This is a genomic window from Butyricimonas sp. Marseille-P2440 (genome assembly GCF_900091675.1).
GTDB lineage: Bacteria > Bacteroidota > Bacteroidia > Bacteroidales > Marinifilaceae > Butyricimonas > Butyricimonas synergistica.
In genome coordinates, this window is sequence record NZ_LT594608.1 from 525,281 (window position 1) to 541,292 (window position 16,012).

General features: G+C 42.9%; 8 protein-coding genes. All 8 read right to left on the reverse strand.

The genetic code is table 11. From position 1 onward, the window contains the following. Window positions 1–10 precede the first annotated feature (10 nt). Window positions 11–769, reverse strand: a complete 759-nt coding sequence (locus BN8899_RS05805) for a DUF4843 domain-containing protein (protein ID WP_065218679.1) — start codon at window positions 767–769, stop codon at window positions 11–13. A gap of 6 nt (window positions 770–775) precedes the next feature. Next, complete coding sequence (locus BN8899_RS05810) at window positions 776–2,305, reverse strand: RagB/SusD family nutrient uptake outer membrane protein (protein ID WP_065218680.1); 1,530 nt, start codon at window positions 2,303–2,305, stop codon at window positions 776–778. 12 nt (window positions 2,306–2,317) lie between these two features. Beyond that, the gene (locus BN8899_RS05815) at window positions 2,318–5,716 is read right to left on the reverse strand and encodes a SusC/RagA family TonB-linked outer membrane protein (protein ID WP_231932277.1); all 3,399 of its coding nucleotides are present in this window, start codon (window positions 5,714–5,716) and stop codon (window positions 2,318–2,320) included. A gap of 158 nt (window positions 5,717–5,874) precedes the next feature. Then, entirely contained in the window at window positions 5,875–7,065 is a 1,191-nt protein-coding gene (locus tag BN8899_RS05820; RefSeq protein WP_065218681.1) for a FecR family protein, read from the reverse strand. An 86-nt stretch (window positions 7,066–7,151) separates the two neighbouring features. Beyond that, window positions 7,152–7,724: an RNA polymerase sigma-70 factor gene (locus BN8899_RS05825; protein ID WP_065218682.1), complete on the reverse strand. Its 573-nt coding sequence runs from the start codon at window positions 7,722–7,724 to the stop codon at window positions 7,152–7,154. 167 nt (window positions 7,725–7,891) lie between these two features. Next, complete coding sequence (locus tag BN8899_RS05830) at window positions 7,892–10,597, reverse strand: S9 family peptidase (protein ID WP_065218683.1); 2,706 nt, start codon at window positions 10,595–10,597, stop codon at window positions 7,892–7,894. Window positions 10,598–10,719: 122 nt separating this feature from the next. Further along, complete coding sequence (locus tag BN8899_RS05835; RefSeq protein WP_187376780.1) at window positions 10,720–13,350, reverse strand: zinc-dependent metalloprotease; 2,631 nt, start codon at window positions 13,348–13,350, stop codon at window positions 10,720–10,722. 29 nt (window positions 13,351–13,379) lie between these two features. Continuing rightward, window positions 13,380–16,010: a zinc-dependent metalloprotease gene (locus BN8899_RS05840; RefSeq protein WP_065218684.1), complete on the reverse strand. Its 2,631-nt coding sequence runs from the start codon at window positions 16,008–16,010 to the stop codon at window positions 13,380–13,382. Between the last annotated feature and the right edge of the window lie 2 nt (window positions 16,011–16,012).

Here is a 16,012-nt window from a genome sequence, read left to right on the forward strand (position 1 = left end):
TTACTCGTTTTTATCCAACCGCGGGAATAACCAATTCATTACCATTTTCATCTTTTAGCGGAGCCTTCCCCGAAGCGATATTCTCCGGATCATTATTGAATGCTTCAATCCGGTATTTCAACCGCAAAGAATACTTCTTCAAAATCATCTTGTCTTGTCCGTCAAACTCCACCCCATCTTTCGCCAATTCTTCCAGAAACATCGTGTACTTCGTTTCCGAATAGGCTCCTAAATAGAGATATTCAGCAATATTATAATAGGGAACGCCACCATAACCACCATCCCACACAGTCCACCATTGGGGACGCTCCAGTTTATCGGAAACCAAGATAATCGCTCGGCTATATTTATCATCACCCTCTTTTATCCATTCCGTTTCATCAACTTTCAGCATCAAACGGCAAGTCTTCTCTTTCAACAGATCACCGTTCAACAAAACGATTTCTATCGTGTCCTGTGCTTGCCCTGCCGGGAAAAAACACTTCTCCGGCAACACGTACAACTCGGAAGGCAAGGTTGTAAATTCTTCGTCTGCCGACACCGTATACTCCCGTTCCTTTGTTAGCCAAACACCGTTAGACTTCATCGGAATCTTCATGTGAATTTCCCCACTGGGAAAAGCTTTAAACGAATAAGTCGTACTATCGGCAGTAGCATCTGCCGCAAAGTACACGTAAAGCGTATCCTCGGAATACTCCATTATATTTTTCTCGCTACAAGCCGAGAGGACACACATCCATGCAAATACCAATAATATATATTTTCTCATAATCCATTATTTTATATTAGTTTCAATATCCGGAACAGGTACGACGAATACATTTTCCGCAGCCTCAATAAAACCGCCTTTTTCTGCCGGGATATTCTTATTCAAACGCTTATAAATAAAATAAGTCTGTCCTTCACCCTGCCATTCCCGACGCATATCATTAATCAAAAGATTCACAAAGTCATCTGTGTTGGCTGTTGTTATCTGCTTCACGGACACGTCAGTATCCTTCAAGCCGCGACACTTCTTTACATAGGACAAAAAAGTCTTTGCCTTGCTTAATCCTTCCGCTCCCCGTTTGCATAAAATCTCGGCAGCAGTATAATACATTTCGCTCATCCGGATAAACGGGACAATATGATCGGAAACATCTATCACTGATGCAGTCGAACCGGAAGACATCGCTTCATATTTTCTAAACCGGTAATTTGAATGTTGATTTTTCATATCCTCGATCCAGTACGTGAAGCGGTAATCGTTACTCTTCACGATTTCCTCTTTTTCAACCTTCGTTTTGTACAAATCTTCGCCGAAATAATTTTTCTCGATCTCGGAAACACACAAGTAATAAGCCCTACTTTCATTTTCCATGATATTCACTGCCGAATTATACTTCAACAAATCAATGACGTGCAGCCCAAATATAACATCCGAATAACATTTCCGATCCCCATAGGAATACCTGTTGGCAATACTAAAAGCCCTTTTCTCCGAGGCAAAATTAATCACTTCACTGGCTTGCTCTAAAGCCTCGTCCTCTTTCTGCGCATACAGGTACACTCGTGCCAATAAAGCCGTCGCAGCCCAGTAATTCAAGTGGAATCCCCTACGACCTAGAAATGTATTCCCCTTAGTTTCAAAATTATCACTCCGGCTGAAAGCTTTTGCCGTATCAAATTTCCACAGCAACTGTTTTGCCTCTTTCAAATCTTTGGCTATCAATTCCAAACATTCATCAACCGTCTTCGGCTTTGAAACATAAGAGGGATACGTGTCTACATAAGGGATAAACTTACGTTCCCCGGGATTGGCAGCAGGAGCAGGTGCAAACAAGCGTAACATATCAAACTGTATGAAGGCACGCAATGCCAACGCCTCTCCCCAGATCATAGCCTTCTCCTGACCTTTCCAATCAAACATCTCAGGATCGGCATTTTCAATCTGTTGTACCAAATTATTGCAATTAGCCACGACATTATACGCCTCTTTCCAAATAGAAGTAATCACCGGCTTCAGCGCATAATAATCCCATGCGTACTTTTTGGCTCCGTATTCCAGTTCATTTACACTACCGGATTTATTATAAGAATACACTTGCCCCAACGCATCCACAACTCCCCATGTCAACTGTTTCCCGTACAGGTTCTGCGACTCCATGCTATAATAAATACCATTCAACGCATGACGGAAACCATTGCCCGTGGTGAATAGTTCCTCCTCGGTAATCTCATCTTCCGGTTCCACATTCAACCATCCATTACATGACGACATAAAGAATGGCAAAACTAAAATCAAATATAATAACTTATTTCTCATATTCTTAACTAACTAGAAAGTTGCACGTAAAGAAAAATTCACCGTCCGGGCAAAAGGATAACTGGTACCCCGCTCCTGCTTGATCGTTGATAAACGGAATAACTCATTTGTACTTGCTTCCAAGCGAAGGGTCTTCAAGTAAATCTTGCGCAACCACGCCGGATTAAAGTCATAACTTAAATTCAACGCACTCATCGATAAAACATTCTCATCCTGGACAAAACGAGAGGTCGGCAAGGTAACGCTATTCATATCCTGTATATCCTTTAAAGGCGCAATATCGCCCGGCTTTTCCCAACGTTGAGTCAACACCCGTTTGTCTACATTACTTCCCTGTATATCCGCATTCTCGACATTCATAATTAAAGTTTCATTATATGTTTGCTTTCCCCATTCATAAGCAAATGAAACAAATAACGAAAAATTCTTATATGTCGCATTTATACCAAAAGAACCACTCGCCTTAGGCTCGGTATCTCCAAGTACAACCTCCTCGCTAGCTTTCCACACGTTGCTGGCTTTACCGTTGCGATACAAGTATAACTCTTTCCCGTTAGTAGGGTCAATACCTAGTGAACGTACCCCATAAATCGCCGTCAAAGAAGCACCTTCTTCATATTTCATGATCGGCTTAATAAAATCTTCATACGTTTTCCCAGCTTTACTCCACGCGGTTGTCGGTATTTGACTCTCTTCCGCAAGTTCATAATGCTCATCTACCTGAGAATTATACGCTTTCAAGGCATCCGACACCTTCAATATCTCGTTTTTATTGTGATTCAGGTTTCCCCATAAAGCCACATTCCAATCTTTATCTTTCATCACATCGAAGCGAAACTGAATATCAAAACCTTTATTCAAAGTTTCTCCCAAATTACTCTTATAAGAAGAGAATCCCGAAGATCCCGGCAGGGTCACGTCTGTAATCAAATCCACCGTTTTATTGTGATAATAGTCAAAGACAAAAGAGATCCGATTATTCCAAAATTCCAGATCCGTACCGACATTCAATTTATTCGTCGTTTCCCATTTCAAATCCCGATTCCCCAAGGCTTTCAGAGCGACACCAAACCCACTGATATACCAACGGTCAAAAGTCTTGTAAACCGTTCTCGCACTATAAGACGGGAAATTCACTTTACCGGTTTGCCCGTATGAAACACGAAGTTTCATGCGATTAATAATTTTACTACTCTGCAAAAAGTTATACTTGTGAACATTAATACCCATTCCCAACGACCAGAACGGAGCCCATTTCTGATCCAACCCAAATTCGGAAGAACCGTCAAAACGAGCGGATATATCTGCCAAATAAATATCGTTCCAAGTATAATTCGCCATTAACAAGAATCCAGCCAAACGACTTGCACTCTGTGTTTTGTTCGGCTTTACTGTAATCTCAGCAGCGTAATTAGGTGAGTGGAATTCCCCAGAAGGAAACCCTCGATAGTGACTGGAAGTACTTTCGGAGAAACGCGAAGTTGCATTCATCACCGCCGAGGCATTGATCGCATGACTGCCGAATACTTTCGAGAAATATGCCCCAACCTGCATATCCCAATTGGTAGATTCTCCTTTCATTAAATAAAGATCGCCCGCCAACTCCTTATCTTCACCCTGTGTTTTAGACGTCGAATTCGAGGAAAGAGGATCAATAAAACGCTCTCTCTTGTTAAACTCTTTCGTTATGGCAAATTGCCCTTTCAGGTATAAATAATCGGTCAGATACCACCGTGCCATCAATCGTTCAATAAATACATCCCCTTTTTCAAACTCAAAATTATCCAAAAGAGCTTCATACAACGGATTATTCAACTTATCATCCCGATGAGGTATCGTAGAAAACTCCAAAGTACCTTCTATCAACTTTCCATCCTTCGTATAAGGACGATCATAAGGCTGCAGGTGAGCGTAATCGGAAAAATCACCGTAAGGAGATTCATTTGCTTTCGTGTAATTGTACTCGATATAATTCACGACCTGCAAATTCTTAAGCCGGTAATCCACGTGAAATCCTAGATTCATCGTGTTCCGGTAAGAATCCTTCATAACACCATTGTTGTTATTATAGGAAAGGTCAAGCCCATAACGCAAATCAGCATTTCCCCCCTCGATAGACAAACTATGCTTGTGATTCACGGCATTCCGCAAAGGCAACGACAACCAATCCGTGTTCACGCCTTCCTGCACCCGCAATAAACGTTCATTATACGCATCCAACGCTTGCTTCCAAGTTATAAAATATTTGGGTGTATAAAGCCCTGCCTTCGTTTCGATCTCCAATTTTTCTCTAGCCGTGGCTAAATTATAATCTGAAAGATCGGGCATAGAAACGGTTCCGGTCATACTATAAGAAATAGTCACCTCTCCCGGCTTGGGTGCAACAGTCGTGATCACGACAACACCATTCGCCGCACGAGAACCATACATGGCAGTGGCAGCCGCATCCTTCAATATCTGAATATCTTCCACCCGCATCGGGTCCATATCGTACACCTTCTGCACGCTCACCTCGAACCCGTCCATGATAAAAATCGGAAGGTTCGGATTATTTTTCAAAGAAGATTTTGACAACGCATCTTTATCCAAATCTTTCACCCCGATACCCGAACGACCGCGGATATAAATCTCTGGTATAGCATTCGGGTCTGATCCCCATTTATTACTTTGTTGAATGCGGAACGAGGGATCAAATGAAGATAATGCCTGAATAACGTTCGTGGAGGACGCTTTCAACAAATCCTCCCGTTTCACGGAAATCGAACTACCCGTGAAACTCTCTTTTCTAATATTACCGTATCCCGTTACTACCACCTCGTCCATTTCTGCGATATCTTCCTTCATCGCGATAACCAATTCTTTCCCGTCATTTTTCCGGTCATCACTCAAACGGTAATGAATCGTTTCCATCCCAATAAATGAAAATACCAGAATTGTACTATCCATCTGGGGTATCTCAACTTTAAACTTTCCATCCACATCTGTTACCATACCCAGTTTAGTACCTTTTATAAGGATTGTGACCCCGGGCAACGGCACTCCCTTCTCATCAATCACTTTGCCTTTTATCTGCCGGGTTTTCTTCTGCACTTCCTCCTCCTTTGCCGGAGTGATAATGACCACATCGTTTTGAATAACATAAGACAAGGGCGTCCCCTTCAGTAACACCTTCAACGCTTCGTCCAAAGTTGCGTCCTTCACCTTCAAATCCCGTTTCCCGAACTTCATAACCTCTTCCATCTGGTACAAAAAACGATAACCTGTTTTTTGACTCATTTCCGTGATTGCCTGATCAATCGTAACGTTTTCCAGATTCATCGTCAATCTTACGACCTGAGATTTCGCATCTACTTGCAGGAGGAAGAGAAACGTAAACAGAAGAAGAAGAGCGCGTTTAAAAATAAATCGCATCTTTTCAAATCTTTGCATGCCGCTAAAGACCTCAATTCCGTTTTTTTTCATACTTTTACATGCTTAATGATTAATAATTGATTTTTTAATCGTTATTAAAACTCATTTAAGGGCAGGAAATAGTACCAATATTTTCTGCTCTTTATATATAACAACATCTATTTGAATATTTTACTCACGAACACGGTTCTGTCTTTCACCACGAAATGTACCCGCGTAGCTTTCTCCAGCATATCCAATATCTCCATAAAATCCTCATACCGAGCTAACTCTCCGGAGAAATGATATTCTTTCAATTCCGGGTTTACCCAAAATACATCAATATTATACCAACGCCCCAAACAAACCATAATATCCTCCAACGTGTTATTCAACAATACCAGCCGTCCGTCCTTCCACGCAGAATAAAGACTCGCATCTACTTCACGAACAACCAGCTTGCTGTCTTCACGATTATATACAACTTGTTGATCCGGCTTGATCTTCACGCTCTGCTTTTTGTCATACACCCGCACCAATCCTTCATTCAACGTGGCTTCCACCATTTTCTTATCCGGATAAGCCTGCAAATTAAATTGAGTTCCAAGCACCTCGACAGAAACCTTGTCATCCGCATTCACGACAAACGGGCGTGAAGCATCTTTTTTGACGATAAAGAAAGCCTCTCCCCGCAAAAATACATCCCGTTCGCTTTTCCCGAATTTTACAGGGAACCGGATCTCGGAATCCGAATTCAAAAACACTTCCGTGCTATCGGACAAAAATAATTTGTACTCCCCGCCACGGGGTACCCGAATCGTATTATACACCAGCACATCTTCTCCATCTCCTTCCCCGACTCCCTCGTAAGAAACCCGGCTACCGTCATTGCGGGCTATCATGCCGCTTCCCAGCGAAATCAATTGCATGGAAGTATCTTGCAATACAATCTTGTCACCAGAGGAAGTAATTAAAACAGCCTTGGAGCCACCCGTTTCAATACGGGCTATCGGTTGCGCAATCTCTTGTACCGCCGGCTTCCTTAAAAGTCCCAGGTACAACCCGATACCGACAAGTAATACGATAGAAGCCGCTATCCCCATCCACCAGGGAGATATACTCCGGCGTTTATCTTGTTCTACCAACTGCTTCTTTATCACCTCCCATGACTCATTCACTTCAAAACGTTCGGCGTACAAATCTCTGTCAGGAACATTCTTCCCTTCAAGGATACGTTGAAACAATTCCCCGTTCCGAACATCCTCTTTCAACCACGCCTCCAATTTTTCTTCTTCGGCGGGAAGAATTGTTCCGATCATTTTTTTGGCGATCAAACGAGATATTTTATAATCTTTCGGATATTCCATCATAAAACGTCCTAATTCTAATTTATATTTCTATTTACAGAACGTCAAAATTTCAGAAAGGGATGAGTGGATTTTCCGTTTTTTTTCAATTATATTTTTAACAGCAGAATCAAAAATACATAATAATAATCCTTCAACGCCACACGGAGTACATCCATTGCTTTATATTTAAGCGACTTAACTGTATTCACGCTAATCCCCAATTCCTCTGAAATTTCTTTATTCTGCTTACCTTCCAAACTCAATTTTATAATTCGACGACTTTGAGTCGGCAGTGCATCGATTGCCTCGTTAACAATCCGGTATGTTTCCTCCTCAATCAATATGTCTCGAAAAAAATATTCATTGTCAGCAGCTCCTAAATTATCCTGAATAGGCATTTTCTTTTGCATCCTCAAATAATCGAAGCATTTATTTTTGACAGTTACATATAAAAATATATCCGGTGTGGTTGAAAAATCATAAGCTTCCCTCTTTTCCCACAAACGCATAAACACCTCCTGAACAATATCTTTTGCAACATCCTCATCTCCAACAATACGGCAAGCGACCATACACATAGACAGGAAATATTTTTTAAATAAGACTTCATAAGCCGCAATATTACCCGCACGAATGGAGTTAAATAAAAAATCTTCGCTATTTTGATCACTTTCAGACATAATTCTATGAGTTACACCAGAAAAAACTCTTGCGGTCACAAAAATAGAGAAAAAAATGATAATAACAATTTTACGAATGATTCTACTCGTTCGCGCCACAACTATTTTGCAATAAAAAACTCGTTTTACAGCTGTAAAACGAGTTTTTTTACGTTAGACTATTTCACTCAATCATACTTTTGGTCTATCCCCCTCTCGTCGATATTTATCCCCTCCTTCATCCAACGAGGCATGGGTGCATCTTTCAGGTAATAGTCAAAGAATTGTTGTAAACGAATCGTCCAGTCCTTCTCTGCCGCCTTATTGTACAAGAAATGCTTGTCGCCCTTGTAATTCAGTAACCAAGCGGGCTTTTGCAAACGACGCATGGCTAGGAATAAATTCAATCCTTCCGAGTAAGGCACCGCCTCATCCTTATCACAATGGAAAATCAACAAAGGTGTCTGTATCTTATCGGCATAGAATATCGGGGAGTTTTTAATATACATTTCGGGATCGTCCCAAAGTGTTTTCCCCATGCGGCTTTGCGTTTCCTCGTACATGAACATACGGGGCATACCGCTCCCTTCCCGGATGCCGGTGTAAGCCGAAACCATGTTTGAAACGGCTGCACCGGGATTGGCACACCGGAACATATTCGTGCGGGTCACCAGGTAAGCCACCTGATAGCCCGACCAGCTATGTCCCTGTATCCCGATACGGTCTTTGTCGGCAATTCCCCGGTCGATCAACATCTGGGAACCGCTCACCACGGCATTGTAGCTGCTCTCCCCGGGAGCTCCTACCGTGAAATGCACGTCCGGCATGAAGACCACGTACCCGTTACTCACGTAGGTTACCACGTTAATCATGGCACTACTCAAGGCAGGCACGGGATTCACGTGAATATCTCCCGTGTGTGTTTCATAAAAGTTCACGATGACCGGGTAGCGTTTCAACGGATCGTAACCATCCGGCAGATACAACAGCCCCCGATTCCGTTTGCCCCCGAAATTTGTCCACTCGACTAATTTCACGCTTCCCCAGTGATAATCCTTCTGTTGCGGGTTCGTGTCCGTAATCTTCACCGGACGGGCAAAATCGGTCTTACTCCACCATATATCACGGAACTCCTGATAGTTCTGGCGAATGAACATACAATATTTCCCGTCACGTGTCATTTGGTTAAAATTGAACGCGTAAGGCCCTTCCATTAATTTACGAATCTTACGGGCAGGCGTCAATGCATATACCCCCTGATCCAAAGTTTCCGTGTTCACGGTTCTCAACAAAATATTTTGCTTCGTATCGATCCATTTAGAATCGTAATCCGTTTTCAACAATCGCAAAGAAACGTTGTTCTTCCTTCCCCAACCGTCCGTAAGCGAATAAGTGGGATTCTTACCCGTCAGGTCAACCACCCACATATCATACCTGTCATAGAGGACAACTTCATTTCCCCCGGCAAGCCAACCGGCAATACCATATGAGCCGGCAGGAACCGGTTTATCGTGGTCTTCATCGTACACGGGATAACCAATTACCGTGGATATATCTGTCAACTCTCCCGTGGTCGGGTCTAATTTATACCACGTTTTCTTTTCCCCGTAGTAAAACAAGGCATACTTCCCGTTCGGGCTCCATACCGGACGCTGGCGGAAATCCGAAAATATCAATTTCCGTTTCCCTGTTTCAAGGCTCACGAGATACAAATCCATCGCGTTTCCGTCACGCCAATCCGTGAGTCCCCGGTAAGGAGATTCATCCGCGATAATCACGTAATTGTATTCATCGCAAGTCGGATTGAACATATTATCCATCTCGGGTGGAGATACAAGAACACATTTTTTAGTATCGATATGGTAAACGTACTTCGGAACATTACGCCGATAACCTCGCCCGTGTCTTTGCCGGCTTTGGGAGAGTTCATCATCCCATTTCCACAATTCCAGCTCGAAACTCTTGTCCGGCTCTACTTTAGGGCGACGAGGAGCCGGAACTTTAGGCGAACCCTCCACGAAGATATACTTCCCGTTATTGAACGGGGTGTGTATTCCTCCCCGAACCTTATAATCTCCCGGAAGTTCGATTTCCTTGACATCCATGATCTGTTTATACTTGCCGTCTTTCAAATTAAAAGCATACAACAGATCGGGATCCTTCAGGTAAGACGTGTCCGACGCTACGGTGAATACACCATTCAAATCTCTCCTGTCCAAAGAAAAACTTATCAAACGGGCATCCGGGTCACCATAAATCAACCGTTGTTTTCCTTTCACCGGACCAGTATACAAGGATTTATAACCGTTACGCTCTTTCGTGTAGATGATCGTTTTATTATTATCCAGCAGTATATGGTAATCCAGGCTATCCATAACCGTAGAATCTCCCGTTTCAAAATTCCAAATCACCAACCTCTTGATGTCATTGCCTTTCTCGTTCTTACCGATAGGATAAGAATAAGTCATCACGGGAGAATCGGAGGATTCGTTACAGTCATAAGGTCTATCCCACAACTGTTTTTTCATATTCTTTAAAGTCAACAGGAAAACGGAATCTTTCACCAACCCGGAAGTATCTTGCGGAGATGGAGATACCACGTATTTCAAACATTTCCCGTTATTAAAGAAATTAGTTTGCCGTACATTTTCCAACTCGTAGGTTTTCCCAGACTCGTTATGATGCAGGTAAGTGACAGGCGTATCTTTTTCATGATCGTCGCTGTCAATATACACGAAACGATAGGTGATCCATTTCCCGTCATCCGACATATGCTGACCTTCAACTCTGCGCCACAATTTATAAGCCTCCATATCAAGGGGCTTTTTTTGTGCCGCAGCAGGTAGAACAATTCCCAGCAGGAATAATACAATTAAATATTTCCGAATCTTCATTTTTTTTCTTTTATAATTTCAAAGAGGTTGTTCAAAATAAATTGACAACCTCTTTTTATTTTTTTCCTGAAGGTTGTTAAAACAACTCATCACAATCTGTCCCGCCCTTATTCAAGGCAAACTTATTTTTTATTGTCCAGCGCTTTCTGAACTTTGAATAACAAAAGTTCATAATATGCTTTAGCTTCTCCCGTGTTTCTTGAAACAGCCGTATTCAACATATCTCTGGTTTTTAGCAACATACTGTAAAAGAGATGCGTCGTCGGATAGGGTTTTGCCTCAATGAAAGGCATTTCTCCAAAACCTTTTCTTTCTTGAGCCAAAACTAATCCATCTTCCCCGAAAGTTACCGGGAATGCTGCATTCTCGAGCAAGGAATAATCACGACATTGGATATTCCGGGCACATTGAGCTTGAAAATCAGTCAAACGGAATGCTTCACGGGGAACTTCAAACACGGCTGCCGGCAAAGTAACCGATGAGGTCGCGATAATGCTTGCCAAGAAATTACTTTGCAATTTCATATCATTCATGGTCAACTTCCGATTTTTGATCGTTGGCTCCCAGATGATATTGTAAATGTCATTGATATATTCCTGGGGAGAATATTCACCACCCCGTTCTGCCGCAATAGCGATGTAACGAATACGATCTAACAATCCGTAGATAATTTCCGTTTCGTTCTTTGCCGCAGCCTTATCCCCGATTTCAAACTCTTTCAATGCAGACTCATTGTCCAACCAAGAAAGATCTCGGGAAAGTTCTACCATATATTTCATCACGTCTCTCTGACGGGCTTTATCCACAGGCAGATAAGAAGGTTGCACATCTCCTTCGCGTTTATCGGTAAGGTACATTCCACCGATCAAGGCATATGCGTAGTCCAATTTAGAACGTAACGCCGAAACCAAAGAATTGTACATTCCTTTTCTTTTAGCCATATTGCGATCCTCGTTTCCGTCATACCAGGTATATACATTCTGAATCGAAGCTTTTATATTATTAATGGCATACTTCAAACCTTTCACGGGGTCATTTCCCAGGTCGGCATACATAGAGGTCGGATCATACGAAGCGTATGAAGGCTGGCGTATCCCGAAACGATACATCGGATCGTCCTGATGTTCACGAATCCATTTGTCTAATGTCGCCGTTTCACCTTGCGGAGTTTTGGCATCCGGGATGGGAGTATACAACCATTTAATAGCATAAAAATCATAGGCACCCAAGCCTGTTGTCGTCAAACGAGCCCCCTTCTCCACGTCTTCCGGCTGGGCGATATAATTAAACATGAAATAATCCATGATAGACGGGCTCAATCCATGCACCTTCGTGAAGGATGCCGAACGCAAAGAATCGGTCGGATAAGCATAGCTTGCCCCCATATTCTCCTCCAATCCCAAACATTTTCCCGTGATCTGCATCACCTTCAACCGAAGCGCTTCGCCATCCAAATCAGGAGTCGGCTTCAACGTGCGTACAGAAGGATCAGAAGCCATGGTGTTCATTAACCGATCTTCGTGCAATCCAGCAACCACGTTATCGTGAATATACATCGACGTATTCAATATTTCACCCGTACGAGGATCTATCTGTATCGAATTTTGGATAAAATACATCCACAAAGGAGCATAACGAATTGTATTATAATTCACGTTATTTGCGTTGAAATTCGGGTCATTAGCCGGAAAATCCCGAACAGAAAGTACATTCTTGAACCCAATCTTCTCGAAGGCTTCATTCCATGCCTCCACGCCTTCTTTCACGTAAGGCTTCCAAAATTCAGGCATCAAAGTATCCAAATAAAAGACAATAGGATTCTTTGGTTCCACCAACTCTCCATTTCTATATTTCACCTCGTCGGCTGGTTCCAGACGCCAACGTTTCGTGTAATAAACCGGTTTGAATCCTTCGCTTCCCCCGGAATAATCGGTTTTAGTAACATGAGCGACTCCTATACGGGAATCTGCCAACCGAGGCATCATCGGGTCGGCAGGCAACAAACGCAACATCTTGTTGATCGTCGCCGTCACGGGTACATCCTTCTTCATCATGAATGCCCCGAACACCTTATGATCCACGTTATATCCCATATTACACAGAACGGTTATATTATCGTCATAAGCCTTAATCCCGACAATAGAAGAACGCTCTTTTCTGAATTTATGCTCACGAGAAACAAAACCGAACAACGAGTTTCCCGCGTAACCGGCAAACGGGTTCGTGTAGTATGAACTTTCCAAAAACAGTTTTGTCATATCCACAACGACAGCCGTACTGTCCGGCGTGTAGGCTTTCACGTCAAAACTGGCGTAAATACCAGGTAGCGATGCTTCTGCCAAAGCACGGTTTACTTTTACCTCTTTACCCGTATTTACAGGGAGATCAAACAGCACGGCTCTCGCTTGCAACATAGAATCCTGCAAGGTAAAACGCATACGGAAAGGATACCCGGCAAACTGCCCGACCACACCTTCCCCGTTATCACTGATGTTCTCGATAGATGAAGCCAACATCATATCCTTCTCTAACAAAGCCAAGGGAAATTCCACGTAAACTTTCTGATCGATACAATGTACTTTCATTAATCCGTCGACCGTGGTGCATTTCTTCCCCTTGAATAATTTATCATAGGGAGTTTCCACCTCTTTCTTCGTCTCCTTTTGTTCTTTCTTTCTATTTTTGGCGTCCACGTTTCCGCTCGCTCCTAAAAGAAAGATAAAGGCTAATAATATATAGATTCCGTTTTTCATTTCGAACTTATTTATCAACATGAATACAACTATTTTTTCAATGCCTGTTCGATCTTGTAGATCAACAAACGATAATGTTGACGAGTATCCGAATTTCCGGTATTTGCTTTACTCTTCAATAAAGCCAGTGTATTCTGTAAATACTCGAAATACAGATGCTCTAACGGTTCATAAGGAGGAGTCACGGAAAGATGCCACCCAAAACCTTGCACATCTTCACCCTGGCAACATGACCCGGTATGTCCTGCCACTTCCCGGTTGGTAAACATCCCCATCCAATGTTCTGGGATTTCACCATACATTTCACGGCTCTTGGCTTTCACGTATTCCGGAACCTGAATCATCAAATTCTCGGCAGAGAAAGCTAGCGGGTTAGCCCGGTTCATATTGATTCCGGTATTCCCGATCGTGAAAGAAGTCATATTCAATTGTAATTTTTTCTCCAAATCAGTCAATGAACGTCCTTGTCTTGTCGGGTTCCACACGAAATCCATCAAATCTTTCATGTAGTCACGCTGGGTATAAGCGCCCTTGCCTGCTTTATCGGCACTCATGGCTACCGGTCCGAAACGTTTCATCAAACCATCCAGGATCATATCTTCCAAATCGGAAGTAATTCTGGAACGAAGTTCAAAGTTTTTCAACAATTCCTCGTTATCCAGCCAAGACAAATCTTTCAATTGATCCAACATGAAACGGGTAGCCCGTTTCTGTTTCTCGGTTTCAACAGATTGATAGCTAGGACGGGCATCACCTGCGTAACGCTCGTTCAAATACACGCCACCGATATTAAAAATCACGTGATTGATATAACGGACATACTGGTAGATCACTTCATTGTAAATATTCTCCCGGAAACGGAAATCTTTATCATCCTCACCAACCCACTCGTTCAAGTGGCTCAATAAATATTTCAAGTTATTCACGCCATACGTGGCAGCTTTTACAGCATCATCTCCCAAATCTTCCTCCATGGAACTCGGGTCAATCCGGTAATAGATTTGTTGTTTCCCGTAACGGAAAACCGGGTCATTGGATTTCTCGGTAATCCATTTATCCAACGTCGGCACCTCATCTTTCGGTGTTGCAGCATCAAAGATAGGAGTATACAACCAATGGATAGCATACATATCGTACACGCCCAAGTCCGGCGGAGTCATCTTCACCCCACGGGCTGCATCACCAGGTTGTGCCACGTAATTATTACGAGCGTAATCCATGATGGAATAAGTCGTACCATACTTTTGCGTGAATGACGGGGACCGCAACGAGTCTACCGGAATTGCCGAAGAAGACCCCATGTTGTGCATCAATGACAAACAATGCCCGATCTCGTGGGCTACCACGTAATGGATACAGTCACCCAAAGTCTTTTCGCCCAATACCTTTTTACGAACAGACGGGTCTGCCGGACCACCTTGAATGAAACGCCAGTTTTGTACCAGCTCGATCAGGTTATGATATAAATAAACGGAAGCATTCAAAATCTCTCCCGTACGAGGGTCTGTCCAGGAGGGTCCCATCGCATTTGCAGTCCAGGAAGGAGAATAACGAACACAAGAATACTTCAAATTATCCGGATCGAATTCAGGATCATCCGTGGGGAAATCTTTCGCGACAATAGCATTTTTGAAACCGATCGCCTCAAAAGCAGCTTGCCATTGCTCCACCCCTTCTTTGATATATTTTACCCAAGCCTCCGGGAAAGTATTATCCACGTAGAACACGATCGGCTTCACTGGTTCTACCAATTCACCCCGCTTGTAGGCTTCCACGTCTTTCGGCTCCAATCTCCAACGGTTTGCAAAATAAAGTGGCTGTACACCGGAACCATCACTGGTAAACTCGGACATTCCCCCGATAAAAATACCGATACGAGGATCCGCATAACGGGGACGCATCGGTTCCTCCGGCAAAAGGATCAAACTGCGTGTCATCTCGGCTGTAAAAGGAGCCTTGTAGATATAATAATAACGTTCGTCATTGACACTGATTTCATAATTCAATGCCGAACCGACACTGATATTATCGGCATACGCTTTGATTTTCGTGATTTGTGAATCCTCTCTCTTGAACACCTTATCCAACCGGCGACGGTATAAAATAGGCGCGTAAGCCGAGAAGGGACTGATGTTGTCGTCGTCAGACAGAAAATAATCCGTCACGTCAAAAACAACGGCAGTACTATCCGGTGAATATGCCTCTATTTTAAAAGCCTTCATCACTGCCGGAGTCGTGCTTTCAGCAATACGTTCTTTGATTTTTTTATCATTGGACGTGTAATTCGTGTTCACCAAACACAAATTAATTGTTGAATCCAATTTGGTAAACGTGATATGCAACGGATCATAGGGTTTCTCTCCCACGCTTCCAAAACCGTTATTCGTGATCTTGGTAATCGTAGACCCCAATAGCATATCCTTGTTTAACAGGTTCAACGGAAATTCAAAATAAACTTTCCCGTCCATCTTGTGAATCGTGACCATCCCTTTCACGGTTTCACACTTCTTCTCTTTGAACAATTTGTCATACGCCGTTTCCTTCTTCTCCACACTCTCTTTCTTGGACTCCTTTTTCTTCCTCTCCCCGGCATAAGTTACCGACGTAGCCTGCATGAAAAATAATCCTGCTGCTACACAAAGAATTGTTTTCAATTTCATAA

Bases quoted from the DNA above. Each gene is read 5' to 3' on its own strand.
- BN8899_RS05815 (WP_231932277.1), bottom strand. From the start codon at position 5,716: ATGCGATTTATTTTTAAACGCGCTCTTCTTCTTCTGTTTACGTTTCTC.
- BN8899_RS05835 (WP_187376780.1), bottom strand. From the start codon at position 13,350: ATGAAAAACGGAATCTATATATTATTAGCCTTTATCTTTCTTTTAGGA.
- BN8899_RS05825 (WP_065218682.1), bottom strand. From the start codon at position 7,724: ATGTCTGAAAGTGATCAAAATAGCGAAGATTTTTTATTTAACTCCATT.
- BN8899_RS05820 (WP_065218681.1), bottom strand. From the start codon at position 7,065: ATGATGGAATATCCGAAAGATTATAAAATATCTCGTTTGATCGCCAAA.
- BN8899_RS05840 (WP_065218684.1), bottom strand. From the start codon at position 16,010: ATGAAATTGAAAACAATTCTTTGTGTAGCAGCAGGATTATTTTTCATG.
- BN8899_RS05830 (WP_065218683.1), bottom strand. From the start codon at position 10,597: ATGAAGATTCGGAAATATTTAATTGTATTATTCCTGCTGGGAATTGTT.
- BN8899_RS05805 (WP_065218679.1), bottom strand. From the start codon at position 769: ATGAGAAAATATATATTATTGGTATTTGCATGGATGTGTGTCCTCTCG.
- BN8899_RS05810 (WP_065218680.1), bottom strand. From the start codon at position 2,305: ATGAGAAATAAGTTATTATATTTGATTTTAGTTTTGCCATTCTTTATG.